This window comes from Paracoccus sigandri, from assembly GCF_003709565.1.
Taxonomy (GTDB): domain Bacteria; phylum Pseudomonadota; class Alphaproteobacteria; order Rhodobacterales; family Rhodobacteraceae; genus Paracoccus; species Paracoccus siganidrum.
Window position 1 is genome coordinate 69,301 of the sequence record NZ_QNRC01000016.1, and the last position, 16,753, is coordinate 86,053.

The window sequence follows — 16,753 nt, forward strand, 5'->3', positions numbered from 1 at the left end:
AGACGAGAGGCTTTCATGTCGTCCCCCCTCCGCCTGGGCATCGCCGGGCTTGGCACCGTCGGGATCGGTGTCGTCAAGATCGTCCAGAAACATGCCGAGCTGCTGGCGCGGCGCTCGGGCCGTTCGGTGGCGATCACCGCGGTCAGCGCGCGGGACCGGATGAAGAACCGCGATGCCGACCTGTCGCCCTATCGCTGGGAAGAGGACCCGATGGCGGTGGCGCGGGCCGAGGACGTGGATGTCTATGTCGAGCTGATCGGCGGCGAGGGCGGCGTCGCAAAGGCCAGCATCGAGGCGGCGCTGCGCGCGGGCAAGGACGTGGTGACGGCGAACAAGGCGCTGCTGGCGATGCATGGCCAGGAGCTGGCCGAGCTGGCCGAGAGCCTGGGCCGGGTGATCCGTTTCGAGGCCGCGGTGGCGGGCGGCATCCCGGTCATCAAGACGATGACGGAATCGCTGGCGGGCAACGGCATCACCCGCGTCATGGGGGTGATGAACGGCACCTGCAACTATATCCTGACGCGGATGGAAAGCGCCGGGCTGCCCTATGACGCGGTCTTCGAGGAGGCGCGGCAGCTGGGCTATCTGGAGGCCGACCCGACGCTGGACGTGGGCGGGATCGACGCCGGCCACAAGCTGGCCATCCTGTCCTCGATCGCCTTCGGCACCCGGGTGAATTTCGACGCGGTCGAGATCGAGGGGATCGAGCGGGTCAGCATCGACGACATCCGCCGCGCCGCCGACATGGGCTATCGGATCAAGCTTCTGGGTGTCGCGCAGACCACGCCGCGCGGGCTGGAGCAGCGCATGTCGCCCTGCCTGGTGCCCGCCGACAGCCCGCTTGGGCAGCTGATGGGCGGCACCAACATGGTGGTGATCGAGGGCGACAGCGTGGGCCAGATCGTGCTGCGCGGCGCCGGCGCGGGCGAGGGTCCGACCGCCAGCTCGGTCATGTCGGATATCGTCGAGATCGCCCGCGGCGTCCGGCTGTCGGTCTTCGGCCAGCCCGCCGCCGGGCTGACCGATGCCCGCCCCGCCCGGACCGCGGTGCCGGCCGCCTATTACCTGCGGATCGAGCTTCTGGACAAGCCGGGCGCGCTGGCCAAGGTCGCCACCGTGCTGAGCGATGCCGGCATCTCGATCGACCGGATGCGGCAATACGGCCATCCCGACGGGGCCAGCGTGCCGGTGCTGATCGTCACCGACAAGACCACGCCCGAGGCGATCGATTTCGCCATCGAGGCGCTGCCGAAGACCGGCGTGCTGGTCGGCGAACCGGTCGAGCTGCGCATCGAGGAGGTCTGACCAAGAAAGGGGGCGCTCGCGCCCCCTCTTGCGCCTGCGGCGCAATTCACCCCCCGAGGATATTTGCGCCAAGATGAAAGCGGCTTGTGCGGTTCAGCTGCCGTGGATGATGCGGACGTAGTTCATCGTCTCGCGATAGGGCGGGATGCCGCCGTGTTTCTGGACCGCGCCGGGGCCGGCGTTATAGGCGGCAAGCGCCAGCCGCCAGTTGCCGAACTGGTTGTACATCATCCGCAGGTAGCGCGCGCCGCCGTCCAGGTTCTGCAGCGGGTCGTGGGGGTTGACGCCCAGCTTTGCCGCCGTGCCGGGCATCAGCTGCGCCAGACCGGTCGCGCCCTTGTGCGAGACGGCGCGCGGGTTCCAGCCCGATTCCTGCTGCACGAGGCGCAGGAACAGGTCCTCGGGGATGCCGTGGCGCTGCGCCGCCGCGCGGGCATGGGGCAGAAATTCGCTGCGCCGGCCGCGATAGGCCGGGATATTGGCCGAAAGCTCGATATTGCCGGCCGTGCTGGCGTTGCGATCGCCGCCGGGCTGCAGCCGCGCCGAGCGCTGGTATTGCGCCGCCAGCCGCGAATCCATCAGCCGCGTCTGGCGTTCGAACTGTTCGCTGCGCGATTTGCTGGATGAGCCCGAAAGCCGAAGCCCCTGGGCCGAAACCGGTGCGGCAACCGCTGCGATCAGCGTCGCGCAGAGCGCAACCTTCAGCTTCGGAACGATCCTCATGACTCCGCCCTCGTATCCTTGTTTTTGGGCGGAACTATACAGAAAATCCCCGGCATCACCAGCGAAGGGGTTTTTGCCCTCGCGGCAGCCATCGGGATCGGCGGAAATCCGCCCATTCCTGGCCGCAGGGGATCTTCTTTCGCCGCCCGGAAAGCAGGAGGCCCCGCGCGGCGATGGGCCGCGCGGGGCGTGCTTGCACGTGCGGGCGTCAGGCCGATCGCGCGCGCGACCACAGGCTGGCGGCGAAGAGGCCCAGCAGCGTCCAGGCGACCAGCCCGGCGCCCAGGGCGCGGCCGGCGAACTGGGCGGCCAGCTCGGGCGGGGTCGGGCCGGTGAATTCGGCCGGATGGGGGGCGCCGACCAGATGCGGCGCCAGCGCCATCACGATCGCCAGCGCCCATGCGCCCCAGCCATTGCCGAAGGCGATCAGCCACAGCGCCGCGCATGTCAGCACCACCGTCGCCACCCACCAGAGCGCGCGCGCACCGATATCCGCCGCCGCCATGCCGGGCAGTTCCGGCGCCAGCCCGAAGGCCGGGGCCAGCTGCACGCCGATGAAGCCGGCCAGGCCCCACAGCAAGCCTTCGCGCGGGGCGATCCGGTGGCCGCGATTCTCGGTCAGTGCCATCAGCGCCACCAGCAGCAGGCCATAGCCCGCATAGACGAGCATCGAGAACAGGATCGACAGGCCGTCGCGCCCGGCCTCGAAGCCGATGCCGGGGGCGTCGTGGCCGGCCGCGGCATGGTCGTGATCGGCCGGTGCGGCTTCGGGGTCGGGCTCCTCGCCATGGTGGTGGTCCGAGGCGGCGGCGAAATGCGTGCGCTCGCCGCCCTCGTAAAGCTCGGCATGGAGCAGGACGGGCTGCACGAAGACAAGCTGCAGCAGGGCGGCAATCAGCCCCGCGGCAGCACCAGCGATCAGCGCGCTGGTCAGCAATTTCGACAGCATCTCAGTGGCAGGGGAAGCCGGTCGCGTGCCGGACGTCATGGGCGGCGTCGTGCAGCGTTTCGGACTGCGCCAGGCCGGCGACGAAGATCAGCACCGCGCCGAGCAGCGCCACGACGGCGATATTCGCCGCCGAGACCGTATCCGCGCCTGCGCTGCGGGTAAGTGTGGCCATATCAAACCTCCTTGCCGTCATCCCCGACGGCGGATTGGAACCGATGCGCAGGGCCGGTCTCCTGACTCGCATGTCATCGCTTGCGGGACCCTTCCCATGGCGAGCCGCCACAGTGGCTTGTCCCGAAAGCTCGATGCTCACAGTCGCGGGGGCGGTCTGGTTCAGGCCGGGGCCTGCCATGTTCCCTGTCTGCCGGGGCTGTCCGGCAGCGCCATGCGCGGGGCCCACTGTGACAGCGGGGCCGAAGCCGGTCAAGCGGTTACGGCAGGGCCGGGATCCGCGCCAGCACCCGCAGGCGCAGCGTTCCCAGCGAACGGGCATCGGTGATCGCGCCCTGCGGGGCGGCGCGGTAAAGCCGCATGAATTCAGGTAGATGGGCCATGTCATCCTCGGTCACGGGGCCGAGGAGCCAAGCCATCCGCCCCGGCGCCCGGATCGCGACCGAGGCGCCGCTGCGGCAGCCCGACAGGCAGGATGACGGGCGCGTGTCGCAGCCCGTCCCGGACAGCGCGCGCCTGACCCGCTCCAGCCGGTCCGCCCCGCCGGGACACTCCCGGCAGACGAAGACGGTGGCGCCCTGCCCGGCCCCGTTCTCAATGTCCGGGCGCATCATCGTCCTCGGCCTCGGCCGGGCTCGCGCGGTCGAAGGCGGCGCGCCAGCGCGACAGCAGCTCGGACGGGCCGTCGCGGCGCGCGGCCTGGCGCAGCGCCACCCGCAGCGCGATGCGCGAGAAGCGGTCCTGCGGCGCGGCAAGCCGGTCGGGGCCGTCGCCCGCCGCCAGCGCATACCAGGTCTCGGCCTTCAGGTCGCCATGCGCCGGATCGCCCCACAGCGCCAGCAACCGCTGGAAGGCGGCGAAGGCGGCGGGGTCGAAATCGCGATCCGCGCCCAAGGGGTCCATGACCGGGCTGGGCGGATGCAGGCCGGCGACCGGGACCAGCCCGTCGGGGATCGGCGTGTTGGCGGAATGGCTGCGGCCCGCGCGCAAGAGCCTGGGCAGCACATGCGAATGCGGCCCGACCGGAGAGACGCCGCCGGTATCGGGCCCGCCGATCTTCTGGAACACCTCGACCCGGCCGATCCGGGTCAGCGCCACGCGATGCGGATGGGCCTTGAGGATCGCGGGCATGGCGCGGCAATCGGGATCGGCCAGCGGCTTTCCGGCCTCGGCCCGCAGCAGCGCGATCAGGTCGGGATCCCGGCTGCGGATGCAGAAATCCACCTGCGGCTGGGCCAGTCCCATGTCGAACAGGATGGCGCCGCGATCGGCCTCGCGCAGGGCGCCCTCGTCGGGGCCAAGCTCGGTCAGCACGTCGCGCCGGGCCATCGGCGCCCGCCCCGCCTCGACGCAGAGCGAGATGCCCTGCTGCCAGCGATGCAGGCGCGGGCTCAGCGCCTCCCAGGCGACGGGGCGGATCGCCGCGATGTCGTCCAGCCGCAGCCCGCCGCGGGCGGTGACGACGGCGCAGCCCGGCAGCCGCTGCGGGACGGGGTCGCCCGCGACATGGTGAAATTCGCAGATCGCCCCGAAAGAGCCCATCGACCAGCCGGTCTCGGGCTGGGTCAGGGCCTCGGTCAGGAACCTGGTCGGGTCATCATGCGGCATGGCCTTCTCCGATGCGTCGAGCCTTGCGGGCTCAGGGGATGATGTCCAGCGGCTGGAACAGCAGGCCCTGGGGGCCACGCGCCAGATGGGCGGTGATGCCGAAGACGCGGGCCAGGTTGGCGGCGGTCAGCACGGTCTCGGGCGGGCCGTCGGCGGCGATGCGGCCCTGGTGCAGCATGACCAGCCGCGTGCAGAACCGCGCCGCCAGCCCCAGGTCGTGCAGCGAGGCCAGCACGCCGCCGCCCTGACCGGCCAGACGCGCAAACAGCCGCATGACCCAGATCTGCGCGGCCGGGTCCAGCCCGGCGATGGGCTCGTCCGCGACCAGCAGCGGCGATTCCTGGGCCAGCGCGCGGGCGATCAGCGCGCGGGCCTGCTCGCCGCCCGACAGTTCGGTGGCGGGGCGATGGCGCAGGTCCTCCAGGTGCAGGGCGGTAATGGCGCGCTGGACGGCGGCGCGGTCCGCCGCGCGGGCGGCGCCGGGATGGGCGATGCGGCCAAGCGCCACCAGCGATTCCACCGGCATCGGCCAGGCGATCTCGCGCCCCTGCGGCATGAAGGCGGCGGCGCGCGCGCGTTCCGCATTGCCCATCACGGCCAGAGAGGAGCGGCCCTCGGCCGGTAGCAGGCCCAGGGCGGCGCGCAGCAGCGTGGTCTTGCCCGCGCCATTCGGGCCCAGAAGGCCCACGAATTCGCCCGCCCCGATGCGCAGCCCGATCCGCTCCAGCACAGGGCGGCCGTTGCGGCAGACGCCGAGGTCCTGCAGGTCCAGAAGCGCGGTCACAGCCCCTGCCTCCGCGTCTTCAGGATCAGGTGCAGGAAGAAGGGCGCGCCGATCAGCGCGGTCAGCACCCCCAGCTTCAGGTCGCGCCCCGGCAGGACCAGCCGCACCGCGATATCGGCGGCCAGCACCATCGCCGCGCCCCCCAGGGCCGAGGCCGGGATCAGCCGCGCCGGGCTGGCCCCCACGGCGCGGCGCAGCATGTGCGGCACCACCAGCCCAACGAAGCCGATCGCGCCCGCCACCGCCGTCGCCGCCCCGACCAGCGCCGCCACGCCGCCGACGATCGCCAGCCGCAGCCGCCCCAGCCGGATGCCGGCGCTGGCGGCCGTGTCCTCCCCCAGCGTCAGCGCGTCCAGCGCCGGGCCGATCCGCCACAGCAGCGCCAGCCCCAGCGCCATGAAGGGCGCCGCCGTCCAGACATGCACCATCGAGCGGTCGGCCAGCGAGCCCATCATCCAGAAGACGATCTCGTTGGCGGCGAAGGGATTGGGCGACAGGTTCAGGACCAGCGAGGTCGCCGCCCCGGCCAGCGCCGAGATCGCGATCCCCGCCAGGATCAGCACCAGCGTGCCGCCGCGCGGCCCGGCCAGCAGCAGCATCACCAGCACCGAGACCAGCGCCCCCGCCAGCGCCGCCAGCGGCAGCCCCAGCGGCCAGGCGGCGGCCAGCCCGGTATGGATCGCCAGCACCGCCCCCAGCGCGGCGGAACCCGAGGTGCCGATCAGCCCCGGCTCGGCCAGCGGGTTGCGCAGGAAGCCCTGCATCACCGCCCCCGTCAGCCCCAGCGCCGCGCCGACCATCGCCCCCAGCAGCGCCTGCGGCAGCCGCAATTCGCGCATCACCAGCACCAGGATGTCCTCGCCTCCGCCGAACAGCGCGGCAAGGCTGGCCCCCAGCGGCATCCCCGCCGGCCCGATCAGCAGCGAGGCCAGAAACAGCGCCAGCACCAGCGCCGACAGCCCGGCCAGCAGCAGGTGATAGCGGCGCGCGGTCATGGCCTGCGCCCTTGCGGCTTGCGGGTCGCCAACCGGCCGTGGCAGCGCTTCATGGGCGCCACCCGCCGCGGCAAGGCCGGCGGATCACCATTTCGCCTGCAGCCCCAGATAGGCGGTGCGGCCCTGGCCGTAATAGCCCCAGGCTTCGGAATAATCCTCGTCGAACAGGTTCACGACCCGCGCATTCAGCCGCACATTGTCGGTCAGGTCGTAATGCGCCGCCAGGTTGACGGTGGTGAAGTCGGGAAGTCGGGTGACTGCGGGCTCATCCGGCCACACTGTGTTATACCACTCTGCGTCGTGGCTACCCGCGACATGGCGCAGATCGGCCGCGACCATGCCCCGCCCCCCGGCGAACAGCGCGCCCATGTTCAGGCCCAGCTGATGGCGCGGCGCGCGGACGACCGGCTCGCCGCTTTCGGTGCGGGCATCGGTATAGGTATAGGAGGCCCCGACCCGCAGCCAGCCGCCGACCTCGTGGGACAGGGTGAATTCGGCCCCCTTGCGGGTGCTGGTTCCGTCGATATTGCGCGAACTGTCGCCGGCGCCGACGATCATGTCCTCGACATCGCCGTGAAACAGCGTCGCGCCGAATTCGCCCCGCCCGCCGGCAAGGACCAGATCGGCGCCGATCTCGTAACCCAGCGTGGTTTCCGGCCTCAGGTCCGGGTTGCCGCGATAGCTGCCAGAGCTGCCGAATTGCTGGAACATGTCCGGGTTGACCGTGGCCCGTCCTGCGGCGGCGCGCAGCCGCAGATCGCGGCCCGGCACCTGCCAGGCACCGGCGATGCTCCACGAGGTCGCGTCGCGGAAGACGTCGTTCAGGTCGCGCCGCATACCGGCCTGCAGGCTGGCGCCATTGTCGAAGCTGCCCTGATATTCGACGGCGAAGGAGGTCATGTCGCGCTGATGGCTGCCGGACGTGAAGGAATAGCGATAGGCGAAGGTCTCGCGCTGCCTGCTGACGGCGAAATTCAGCTTCTGCGCGGCATCGCGGGCGTCGGTGCCGTCGATGGCCCAGGTGCCGGTATAGCGGAAGTCGCGACGGCGCGCGGCATCGTCGTAATCGGGCACGCCATCCCGGAAATGGTCGGCGGTCTGGTTCGTGCCCGACAGGGTCAGCCGGTTCAGCAGCCTGCCGTCCATCGCCTCGGCCTCCAGCCAGATCGAGCCATAGAGCTCGTCCCGGTCGGCGATCAGCGGCATGTCGATGACGTAGTCGTCGGGATGATCGACCAGCACGGGGAAGCCCTCGTCATCATATGAGCCGGCCTGGTCATATCCGTATTCCTGCCAGCTTCGGCGCAGGGTGAAACCGGCGCTGGCCGTCTCGGTCAGGTCGTAGGAGCCGTTCAGGCCCAGCACCGTCCGGTCGTTGAAATCGCGATCGCCGCCGGGGGTGCGCGAGGTATCCTCGCCATCGGTGCGGCGGGTGGCGGCGAAGAAGCTGATGGCGCCGCGCGCACCCATCGCGCGGATATGGGCATTGGCGGCGCGGGTGCCCTGACCGCCCAGTTCGACGCCGCCGCCATAGGTCAGGCCCGGCGCCTCGGCCCGGCGGGTGGTGATCGAGATCACGCCCGAGGCGGCGTTGGGCCCGTGGATCGAGGATTGCGGGCCGCGCAGGATCTCGATCCGCTCGATATCCTCGGCCAGCATGCCGCTGAAGACATAGTCGCCGCTGCCGGGGGAATTCGCCGCGACCCCGTCGATCAGGACCAGCACGTGGTTGGACTCGCCGCCCCGGATGCGGATGCCGGTCAGGGTCTCGCCCGTCGAGGTCACGGCGACGCCCGGAACGCCGCGCAGCGCGTCCTGCACGGTGGCGATGCCGCGCGCCTCGATCTCCTCGCCCGTCAGCACGGTATGGGCGCGGGCATAGCTGTCGGCGGCGAAGGGGGTCAGCCCGCCCGAGACGATGATCTCGTCCAGCATCAGCGTACCGTCCTGGGCGGTGGCGGCATAGGGGATCGTCGCGGCGGCAAGGGCGATCAGCGAAAAACGGGAACGGAACATGCCCGGACCTTTCCTGCGCAGGCACGGCCTGCGGTTTGCAGTTGTGACCGCGGCAGGCACGGGGCCGCCACAGGATCGGTGACTGTCACCTCTGCGGAACGGCCGCTTTCCAGGCGCGCCCCGCGCCGGAAATGGGTGATCGCCTCGGCAGGTCTCCTGGCTTGCGGATCGCCGCTTCGGCCCGCCTTCCCGGAACCGGGGTTCCAGTGGCACCTGTGGCCGTCGCTCACCGCTTACAGTTGCGGGGGCAGCCGCGGAATTGCCAGGGACCGCGGACGGTCCCGGCGCACCGGCGTTCCCTTTTCATCCGGCGCGCGAACGCCGGAACCGAAGCTGCGCAGGCAATGGCGCAGGAGCGGGCGGGCTGTCAAGGAAGTTCGCGCTATCAGGAGCGCAGGGCGAACTCAGCGGTTGCGGGTGTCGACCGGGTAGGAGGTCGTGAAGCGCATCCGCTCCATCACGAAATGCGAGGTGACGTTCTTGATCGGCACCGCGTCCGTCAGGTCGCGATAGAGCCGGTCGAAATCGCGCATGTCGGCCACGGCCACGCGCAGAAGGTAGTCCAGTTCCCCAGCCATGCGATAGACCTCCATGATCTCGGGCAGGCTGTCGATGGCGGCGGCGAACTGCTTGCGCCATTCGGCGCTGTGGTCCGGGGCCTCGACGCCGACGAAGACGGTCAGGCCGAAGCCCAGCCGCGCCGGATCGGCCAGCGCCACGCGGCCGGTCAGCACGCCGGTCGCTTCCAGTTTCTGGATGCGTTTCCAGCAGGGCGTTTGCGTCAGCCCCACCCTGTCGGCGATGCGCGCCACGGGCATCGTCGCGTCGCGCATCAGCTCGGCAACGATCTTTCGGTCGATCAGATCAAGCGCGTCCATCTGCGGTCGTCCCTTCAGCCAGTCGGGCACCCGGCCCGTCATTCCTTGCGGAAGGATGCCTCAAAATAACAAAATGTCTACTGTGTTTATCGTGTATTTGAGAAGATTTTCGCCGATCGTCAGGATTTCCATGCGTTTTCAAACGGCTGCCCCTGCGACCCCGGATCGCCACGGAACGGACGCGATAGGCTTCCCAAGCGCGCCCCCGCCGCCTTACAACGAAGGCCCGTTTGCTGACCGGATGCCGCCGATGATTCACCTTGCCGCCGCCCGCCTTGCCGAAGCCGGCCTGCGGCTGCGCGCGCGCCTTGGCGGCGGCGAATCGCTGCGCGAGCGGCTGGTGATGGACGCCCCGCCCCAGCCGACCGAACTGTGGGTACATGGCGCCTCGGTGGGCGAGCTGGTCTCGGCCCGGACGGTGATCGAGACGCTGGCCCAGGACATGCGGGTGCTGGTCACGGCGAACAGCCCCACGGGACGCGACATGGCCGCCGGCTGGGGGCTGCCTGCGCGGCTGGCGCCGCTGGACGTGCCGGGGGCGCTGGGGCGGTTCCTGGACGCCGCCCGGCCGCGGCTGGCGCTGACCGTCGAGGGCGAGTTCTGGCCGCTGCGGTCGCGGCTGCTGGCGGCGCGGGGCGTGCCGCAGGCGATGATCGGGGCGCGGATCTCGGCGCGTTCGGCGGCACGCTGGGGGCGGCTGCGCGGGGTGATCGCGCCGGTGCTGGGCCGGATCGAGGCGCTGTCGGCGCAGGACGCGGGCAGCGAGGCAAGGCTGCGCGCCCTGGGCCTGCCCGATGCCGCGATCCTGCCCCGGCTGGACCTGAAGCTGCTGGCCCCCGCCGCGATCCCGCCGCCGCCCGACGACCCGGCCCGCGACCGGGTCTGGCTGGCGGCCTCGACCCATGAGGGCGAGGAAGCGCAGGTGCTGGAGGCCTTCATCGACGCCCGCGCCGCCTGCCCCGGCCTGCGGCTGATCCTTGCGCCCCGCCACCCGCGCCGGGGCGACGAGGTCGCCGCGCTGATCGCCGCGCGCGGCCTGCCGGTCGCCCGCCGGTCCTCGGGGGCCGAGGATGCCGAGATCCTGCTGGCCGATACCCTGGGCGAGATGGCGCATTGGTATGCGCGGGCGGGCATCTGCCTGGTCGGCGGATCGCTGACCGACCGGGGCGGCCATACCCCCTGGGAGCCCGCCGCCTGGCGCTGCGCGATCCTGCACGGGCCGCATGTCAGCAACCACGCCGCGAATTTCGCCGCGCTGGACCGGGCCGGGGCCGCCCTGCCCGTCACCGCGCAGGACCTGGCCGCCACCGTCGCCCGCCTGGCCACGGCGCCCGAAGAAGCGCGGCGCATGGGCCATGCCGCCCGCGCCCTGCTGGAGGAACGCGCGGGCGATCCCGCCCCCCTGCTCGCCCGGCTGCGCGATCTTGCGCAGGGCGCGCGCCGACCCGATATTCAATAGTGGCAATTTGGGGTAACCGCATGATCCGCTATAGCTTGCGCTGCGCGAACGGGCATGATTTCGACGGCTGGTTCCGCTCGTCCGAAGGGTTCGAGACGATGCGGGCGGCCGGTCAGGTCAGCTGTGCCCGATGCGGCAGCGCAAGCGTGGAAAAGGCGCTGATGGCCCCGGCCGTCCCGGCCGAGAAGACCAGCCTGACCGAACCGCGCAACCCCGCCGAGGCGGCGCTGGAAAAGCTGCGCGAACATGTCGAGCGGAATTCCGACTATGTCGGGCTCAAGTTCGCCGAGGAGGCGCGCGCCATGCATGAAGGCCACCGCCCCAGCCGCGCGATCCATGGCGAGGCCCGCCCCGAGGAGGCCCGCAAGCTGATCGAGGAAGGCGTGCCGGTGGCGCCCCTGCCCTTCCGCCCGCGCCAGAAGGTGAACTGAGCCGCCCGCCGCAGCCGCCCGCCACGATCGACCGTCGGCCGCCCGCGCGAAAAACCGCGTCCCGGCGCGTCGCGACGCCGCAGGCCCCCTTGCGGTTCCCCGCACCCGCCCATAAAAACCCCGCCGAATGAAACCCCTTGCTGGAGGCCCTCGGATGCCGCTTCTGGTCATGAAATTCGGTGGAACCTCCGTGGCCGACCTGGATCGGATCCGGAACGCCGCCCAGAAGGTCCAGCGCGAGGTGGATCGCGGCTATGACGTCATCGTCATCGTCAGCGCCATGTCCGGCAAGACGAACGAGCTGGTCGGCTGGGTCGAGCAGACCTCGCCGCTGTTCGACGCGCGCGAATACGACGCGGTGGTCAGCTCGGGCGAGAACGTCACCGCCGGGCTGATGGCGCTGACCCTGCAGGAGATGGGCGTGCCGGCGCGCAGCTGGCAGGGCTGGCAGGTGCCGATCAACACCACCGCCGCCCATTCGGCCGCGCGCTTCGTCGACATCCCGCGCGCCAATCTGGACCAGAAATTCGCCGAGGGCTTCAAGGTCGCGGTCATCGCGGGCTTCCAGGGCCTTGGCCCCGACGGGCGCATCACCACGCTGGGGCGCGGCGGCTCGGACACCACCGCGGTGGCCTTCGCCGCCGCCTTCGACGCCGAGCGCTGCGACATCTATACCGATGTGGACGGCATCTATACCACCGACCCGCGCATCACCTCGAAGGCGCGCAAGCTGGAAAAGATCGCCTTCGAGGAGATGCTGGAACTGGCCAGCCTCGGCGCGAAGGTGCTGCAAACCCGCTCGGTCGAACTGGCAATGCGCTACAAGGTCCGTCTGCGCGTGCTATCCTCGTTCGAGGATACCGACGAAACCTCCGGCACGCTGGTCTGCGATGAGGATGAAATCATGGAATCGAAAGTCGTCAACGGCGTCGCCTATTCGCGCGACGAGGCCAAGATCACGCTGGTGACGGTCGAGGACCGGCCGGGCATCTCGGCCGCCATCTTCGCGCCCCTGGCCGATGCGGGCGTGAACGTGGACATGATCGTCCAGAACATCTCGGAAAAGGACTACGAGGACCATCCGGGCTCGGTCACCGACATGACCTTCTCGGTGCCGATCAACCAGGTCGAGCGCGCCAAGAAGGCGATGGAGGAGGCCAAGGCCGCCGGCCATATCGCCTATGACGAGCTGGTCGTGGATACCGAGGTCGCCAAGGTCAGCGTCGTCGGGATCGGCATGCGCAGCCATGCCGGCGTCGCGGCGCGGATGTTCAAGGCGCTTGCCGACGAAAACGTCAACATCAAGGTCATCTCCACCAGCGAGATCAAGATTTCGGTGCTGATCGACCGGAAGTATATGGAACTGGCGGTGCAGGCGCTGCATGATGCCTTCGGACTGGAAACGGCCTGACACGGGGCACGAAGACCGATCCGGCCTCGGCCGGCACGGCCCGTGCGGCCACTTCGTCAGCAAAGGCAGGCTCGCCGATGCAAGACCGTAAGGACAGCGATTCACGCAAGCTGCTGCAGCGGCTGAAAGAGATCCTGGCCGCCCCCGGCGGCGGGCAGGACCGGCTTGACCAGATCACCCATCACATCGCCGATTCGATGGGCACGCAGGTCTGCTCGATCTACCTGTTCCGCGACCCCGAGACGCTGGAGCTTTGCGCGACCGAGGGGCTGCGGCCCGAATCCGTCCACCAGACCCGGCTACGGCTGGGCGAGGGGCTGGTCGGCCGCGTCGCCCGCAGCGGCCGCCATGTGAACACCGCCGACGCGCCCTCGGAGCCCGGCTTCCGCTTCATGCCCGAGACCGGCGAAGAGGTCTTTCCCAGCTTCCTGGGCGTGCCGATCCAGCGCGTGGGCGAACGCCTGGGCGTGCTGGTCGTCCAGTCCCGAGAGTCGCGGCAGTTTTCGGAAGACGAGCTTTATGGCCTGGAAGTCGTGGCCATGGTGCTGGCCGAGATGACCGAGCTGGGCGCCTTCCAGGGCGGCCAGTCCGACAGCATGCCGCAGGCGCATCGCTTCCCGCTGATGATCCGCGGCGCGACGGCGCAGGAAGGCGCGGCCGAGGGCCGGGTCTGGCTGCACGAGCCGCGCGTGGTCGTCTCGAACCCCGTCGGCGACGATCCCGACAAGGAGCTGGTCCGCCTGCATGAAGGCGTCGAGCGGCTGCGCCAGACCGTCGATTCGATGCTGGCCGCCAATGACATGACCGGCGACGGCGAACATGCGGCGGTGCTGGAGACCTATCGGATGTTCGCCCATTCGCGCAGCTGGCTGAAGCGGATGGAAGAGGACATCCGGCTGGGCCTGTCCGCCGAGGCAGCGGTCGAGAAGGAACAGTCGCAGGCCCGCGCCCGGCTGGAAATGGCCGCCGACCCCTATCTGCGCGACCGGCTGCACGACCTGGACGACCTGTCGAACCGGCTGCTTCGGATCCTGACCGGACAGGGCAGCGACACCGGCGCCGAGATGCCGCAGAACCCGATCCTGGTGGCGCGCAACATCGGCCCGGCAGAGCTGCTGGAATACGGCCGCAAGCTGAAGGGCGTCGTGCTGGAAGAAGGTTCGGTCGGCAGCCATGCCGCCATCGTGGCCCGCGCGCTGGCCATCCCGCTGGTGATCCATGCCGCGCGCATCACCTCCGAGGCGCTGAACGGCGATCCGATCCTGGTCGATGGCGACCAGGGGCTGGTGCATCTGCGCCCCGAGGAAACCGTCGCCGTCGCCTTCCGCGACAAGATCGCCATGCAGGCCGAGGCGCAGAACCGCTATGCCAGCCTGCGCAACCTGCCCGCCACCGGCACCTGCGGCACGACCATCCAGCTCTACATGAATGCCGGGCTGATGGCCGACCTGCCCTCGCTGGAAGGCTCGGGCGCCGAGGGCGTCGGCCTGTTCCGCACCGAGCTGCAGTTCCTGATCCGCAGCCACGTGCCGCGCCGCGCGGAACTGGCGGCGCTTTACCGCCGCGTCATGGACAATGCGAAGGGCCGGCCGGTGATGTTCCGCACGCTGGACATCGGATCCGACAAGGTGCTGCCCTACATGAAGCCGCAGGACGAGCCGAACCCGGCGATGGGCTGGCGCGCGATCCGGGTCGGGCTGGACAAGCGCGGCGTGTTGCGGATGCAGCTTCAGGCGCTGATCCGCGCCTCGGCCGGGCGCCCGCTGCATGTGATGTTCCCCTTCGTCGCCGATATCGGCGAATACGAGGAAGCCTACCGCGTGCTGATGCAGGAGCTGTCGCGCGAGCAGAAGCTGGGCCGCGAGATGCCGAGCGACATCCGCGTCGGCGCGATGCTGGAGACGCCCTCGCTGGCCTTCGCGCCCCGGCGCTTCTTCGAGATGTGCGACTTCGTCTCGATCGGCGGCAACGACCTCAAGCAGTTCTTCTTCGCCGCCGACCGCGAGAACGAACGGGTCCGCCGCCGCTACGACACGCTGAACGTGTCCTTCCTGTCGCTGCTGCGCCAGATCGTGCAGTGCTGCGAGGAGGCGCGGGTGCCGCTGTCCTTCTGCGGCGAGGATGCCGGCCGCCCGATCGAGGCGCTGACCTTCGCCGCCCTGGGGATCCGGCGGCTGTCGATGCGCCCGGCCTCGATCGGGCCGGTCAAGCATCTGATCCGCCGCGTCTCGATCGGCGACCTGCGCCGGGTCATCGACGAGGCGGAAGCACAGGGGCTGACCAATCTTCGGCGGCCGATCACCGAATGGCTGGCCCGACAATAGGCGAAAACCGGCCATACCAGCCCCACGGTCGCAGCGGAGGAACCCCCTGCGGCATCGCGGCGTTACCGATCGACTTGTCGGTCACGCCCAGTCCTTTTATCATAAACGGGTTTTTGGCATCGAACTCCTCTCATGAAGCGCCGTCACTTTCTTAACGCAGCCACCGCGCTGGCCGCCGGGGGCCACGTCCTGACAACGCGAGCCGAAGCGCAGACCGCGCCCGGCCCCGATCCGCGCATGCAGGGACCGCAACTGCCCGAAACGAAACCCTTCGGATTCGAGGATGTCGCGGCCCTGGCCGCCGAGCGGGCCGGCGCCGACTATCGCCAGCCGGCCTCGGAGCTGGTCGGCTCATTCGCCAATCTCAGCTACGACCAGTATCGCGGCATCCGCTTCCGCCGCGACCACGACCCCTGGGGCAGCCACGACAAGTTCCGGCTGGACCTGCTGGGGCCGGGCGCGATCTTCGACGAGCCGGTCAATATCAGCATCGTGCGCGACGGTGTCCCCGGCCTGCTGGGCTTCGACCCCTCGATGCTGGATTTCGATCCCTCGCATTTCCCCGACGGGCCGGACCTGGAAACCACCGGCAACATGGGCTGGTCGGGCTTTCGCGTCCGCACCGCGCTGAACCGCCCCGGCGTGATGGACGAATTCCTGGTCTTCCAGGGCGCCAGCTATTTCCGCGCCGTGGCGCGTGGCACCATCTACGGGCTTTCGGCCCGCGGGCTGGCGATCCGCACCGGCAGCCCGGATGGCGAGGAATTCCCGCTGTTCACCGATTTCTGGCTGCACGAGCCCGCCGAGGGCCAGGACTGGATCCGCATCCACGCGATCCTGGACAGCCGCTCGGTCGCTGGTGCCTATCAGTTCGACGTGACCCCCGGCGCGCGGACGCTGATCCGCACCCGCATGGCGCTGTTTCCCCGCGTGGACCTGGCGGGGGCGGGCATCGCGCCGCAGACCTCGATGTTCTGGTTCGGGCCGGGCAGTCGGCGCAATGTCGACGACTATCGCCCCGCCGTCCATGACAGCGACGGGCTGCAGATGCGCACCGGCTCGGGCCTGTCGCTGTGGCGCAGCCTGGCCTCGCACCGGGCGCTGCAGATCGCCTCTTTCGTGGATCGCGACCCGCAGGGCTTCGGCCTGACCCAGCGCGCCCGCGACTTCACCAGCTACCAGGACGCCGAGGCGATGTATCACCTGCGCCCCTCGGGCTGGGTGGAGCCCGAGGGCAACTGGGGCCCCGGCGAGGTGCGCCTGATCGAGATCCCGGTCGAGAACGAGTTCAACGACAACATCGTCTGCTACTGGCAGCCCAAGGAACCCCTGGCGGCGGGCGAGCGGCACGAGTTCCGCTATCGGCTGACCTTCTCGGACCTGCCGCCGGTCGATGCGCCGCTGGCCGAGATCCGGCAGACCCGCTCGGGGCGCTCGATCAACAACAGCGCCGCGCGCAGCTACATCATCGACTATGACCTGCGGCTGTTCGCCGAGAACCTGCCCGAGATCCACGTCACCTGCTCGGCCGGGCAGATCCTGCACGCCTATCAGAAGCGGCTGCCGAGGGAGGGCGTGCTGCGGCTGGCCTTCGAATTCGAGCCGGGCGACGCGCAGCTGGCCGATCTGCAGGCGGTCCTGCGCAACAAGGACGGGCTCGCTCTCAGCGAAAGCTGGATGTCCCGTTGGACGGCATGAC

Annotated in this window: 15 protein-coding genes and 2 riboswitches; of the genes, 6 read left to right on the forward strand and 9 right to left on the reverse strand. The window is 70.1% G+C overall.

The annotated features are described in order from the left end of the window. The first annotated feature begins 15 nt into the window (after positions 1–15). On the forward strand, positions 16–1,305 hold the full coding sequence (locus C9E82_RS15105; RefSeq protein ID WP_119897038.1) for a homoserine dehydrogenase: 1,290 nt from the start codon (positions 16–18) through the stop codon (positions 1,303–1,305). A 93-nt stretch (positions 1,306–1,398) separates the two neighbouring features. Here the strand turns inward: C9E82_RS15105 and C9E82_RS15110 are convergent, their stop codons facing one another. The 9 genes from C9E82_RS15110 to C9E82_RS15150 form a co-directional block, all read right to left on the reverse strand. After that, the gene (locus tag C9E82_RS15110; protein ID WP_119897037.1) at positions 1,399–2,028 is read right to left on the reverse strand and encodes a lytic transglycosylase domain-containing protein; all 630 of its coding nucleotides are present in this window, start codon (positions 2,026–2,028) and stop codon (positions 1,399–1,401) included. Between the two features lie 208 nt (positions 2,029–2,236). Then, the gene (locus C9E82_RS15115; RefSeq protein ID WP_119897036.1) at positions 2,237–2,977 is read right to left on the reverse strand and encodes a CbtA family protein; all 741 of its coding nucleotides are present in this window, start codon (positions 2,975–2,977) and stop codon (positions 2,237–2,239) included. 1 nt (position 2,978) lies between these two features. Next, positions 2,979–3,149 (reverse strand): CbtB domain-containing protein, encoded by a 171-nt coding sequence (locus C9E82_RS15120; RefSeq protein ID WP_119897035.1) that lies wholly within the window; start codon positions 3,147–3,149, stop codon positions 2,979–2,981. Positions 3,150–3,183: 34 nt separating this feature from the next. Beyond that, a riboswitch (cobalamin riboswitch) is annotated at positions 3,184–3,380 on the reverse strand. A 28-nt stretch (positions 3,381–3,408) separates the two neighbouring features. Next, complete coding sequence (locus C9E82_RS15125; RefSeq protein WP_170162005.1) at positions 3,409–3,759, reverse strand: DUF1636 family protein; 351 nt, start codon at positions 3,757–3,759, stop codon at positions 3,409–3,411. Next, entirely contained in the window at positions 3,743–4,756 is a 1,014-nt protein-coding gene (locus C9E82_RS15130; protein ID WP_119897033.1) for a DUF6925 family protein, read from the reverse strand. The genes C9E82_RS15125 and C9E82_RS15130 overlap by 17 nt, the downstream gene beginning before the upstream one ends. Positions 4,757–4,787: 31 nt before the next feature. Then, positions 4,788–5,540, reverse strand: coding sequence for an ABC transporter ATP-binding protein (locus tag C9E82_RS15135; protein ID WP_170162004.1), 753 nt, complete (start codon positions 5,538–5,540; stop codon positions 4,788–4,790). Further along, complete coding sequence (locus C9E82_RS15140) at positions 5,537–6,535, reverse strand: FecCD family ABC transporter permease (protein WP_119897032.1); 999 nt, start codon at positions 6,533–6,535, stop codon at positions 5,537–5,539. The genes C9E82_RS15135 and C9E82_RS15140 overlap by 4 nt, the downstream gene beginning before the upstream one ends. 84 nt (positions 6,536–6,619) lie before the next feature. After that, positions 6,620–8,551, reverse strand: coding sequence for a TonB-dependent receptor plug domain-containing protein (locus C9E82_RS15145; protein WP_119897031.1), 1,932 nt, complete (start codon positions 8,549–8,551; stop codon positions 6,620–6,622). Positions 8,552–8,680: 129 nt separating this feature from the next. Further along, positions 8,681–8,898, reverse strand: a riboswitch (cobalamin riboswitch). A 57-nt stretch (positions 8,899–8,955) separates the two neighbouring features. After that, positions 8,956–9,429, reverse strand: a complete 474-nt coding sequence (locus C9E82_RS15150) for an Lrp/AsnC family transcriptional regulator (protein WP_119897072.1) — start codon at positions 9,427–9,429, stop codon at positions 8,956–8,958. Between the two features lie 250 nt (positions 9,430–9,679). On the opposite strand from C9E82_RS15150, the gene C9E82_RS15155 reads away from it, so the two are divergent. The 5 genes from C9E82_RS15155 to C9E82_RS15175 all read left to right on the forward strand — a co-directional run bounded on the left by C9E82_RS15155 (position 9,680) and on the right by C9E82_RS15175 (position 16,752). Continuing rightward, positions 9,680–10,888 carry a 3-deoxy-D-manno-octulosonic acid transferase gene (locus tag C9E82_RS15155; RefSeq protein ID WP_119897071.1) on the forward strand — a complete coding sequence of 403 codons (1,209 nt, stop codon included), beginning with the start codon at positions 9,680–9,682 and terminating at the stop codon, positions 10,886–10,888. A gap of 20 nt (positions 10,889–10,908) precedes the next feature. Then, positions 10,909–11,319 (forward strand): DUF1178 family protein, encoded by a 411-nt coding sequence (locus tag C9E82_RS15160; protein ID WP_119897030.1) that lies wholly within the window; start codon positions 10,909–10,911, stop codon positions 11,317–11,319. Positions 11,320–11,473: 154 nt separating this feature from the next. Beyond that, entirely contained in the window at positions 11,474–12,730 is a 1,257-nt protein-coding gene (locus C9E82_RS15165; protein ID WP_119897029.1) for an aspartate kinase, read from the forward strand. Positions 12,731–12,807: 77 nt separating this feature from the next. Then, positions 12,808–15,054 (forward strand): phosphoenolpyruvate--protein phosphotransferase, encoded by a 2,247-nt coding sequence (ptsP, locus tag C9E82_RS15170; protein ID WP_119897028.1) that lies wholly within the window; start codon positions 12,808–12,810, stop codon positions 15,052–15,054. Positions 15,055–15,291: 237 nt separating this feature from the next. Beyond that, complete coding sequence (locus tag C9E82_RS15175) at positions 15,292–16,752, forward strand: OpgD/OpgG family glucan biosynthesis protein (protein ID WP_240643440.1); 1,461 nt, start codon at positions 15,292–15,294, stop codon at positions 16,750–16,752. Position 16,753 lies beyond the last annotated feature (1 nt).

Excerpts from the sequence above, each read along its gene's own strand:
- C9E82_RS15105 (WP_119897038.1), top strand. The coding sequence starts at position 16 with ATGTCGTCCCCCCTCCGCCTGGGCATCGCCGGGCTTGGCACCGTCGGG.
- C9E82_RS15110 (WP_119897037.1), bottom strand. The coding sequence starts at position 2,028 with ATGAGGATCGTTCCGAAGCTGAAGGTTGCGCTCTGCGCGACGCTGATC.
- C9E82_RS15115 (WP_119897036.1), bottom strand. The coding sequence starts at position 2,977 with ATGCTGTCGAAATTGCTGACCAGCGCGCTGATCGCTGGTGCTGCCGCG.
- C9E82_RS15120 (WP_119897035.1), bottom strand. The coding sequence starts at position 3,149 with ATGGCCACACTTACCCGCAGCGCAGGCGCGGATACGGTCTCGGCGGCG.
- C9E82_RS15125 (WP_170162005.1), bottom strand. The coding sequence starts at position 3,759 with ATGCGCCCGGACATTGAGAACGGGGCCGGGCAGGGCGCCACCGTCTTC.
- C9E82_RS15130 (WP_119897033.1), bottom strand. The coding sequence starts at position 4,756 with ATGCCGCATGATGACCCGACCAGGTTCCTGACCGAGGCCCTGACCCAG.
- C9E82_RS15140 (WP_119897032.1), bottom strand. The coding sequence starts at position 6,535 with ATGACCGCGCGCCGCTATCACCTGCTGCTGGCCGGGCTGTCGGCGCTG.
- C9E82_RS15145 (WP_119897031.1), bottom strand. The coding sequence starts at position 8,551 with ATGTTCCGTTCCCGTTTTTCGCTGATCGCCCTTGCCGCCGCGACGATC.
- C9E82_RS15150 (WP_119897072.1), bottom strand. The coding sequence starts at position 9,429 with ATGGACGCGCTTGATCTGATCGACCGAAAGATCGTTGCCGAGCTGATG.
- C9E82_RS15155 (WP_119897071.1), top strand. The coding sequence starts at position 9,680 with ATGATTCACCTTGCCGCCGCCCGCCTTGCCGAAGCCGGCCTGCGGCTG.
- C9E82_RS15160 (WP_119897030.1), top strand. The coding sequence starts at position 10,909 with ATGATCCGCTATAGCTTGCGCTGCGCGAACGGGCATGATTTCGACGGC.
- C9E82_RS15165 (WP_119897029.1), top strand. The coding sequence starts at position 11,474 with ATGCCGCTTCTGGTCATGAAATTCGGTGGAACCTCCGTGGCCGACCTG.
- ptsP (WP_119897028.1), top strand. The coding sequence starts at position 12,808 with ATGCAAGACCGTAAGGACAGCGATTCACGCAAGCTGCTGCAGCGGCTG.
- C9E82_RS15175 (WP_240643440.1), top strand. The coding sequence starts at position 15,292 with ATGCAGGGACCGCAACTGCCCGAAACGAAACCCTTCGGATTCGAGGAT.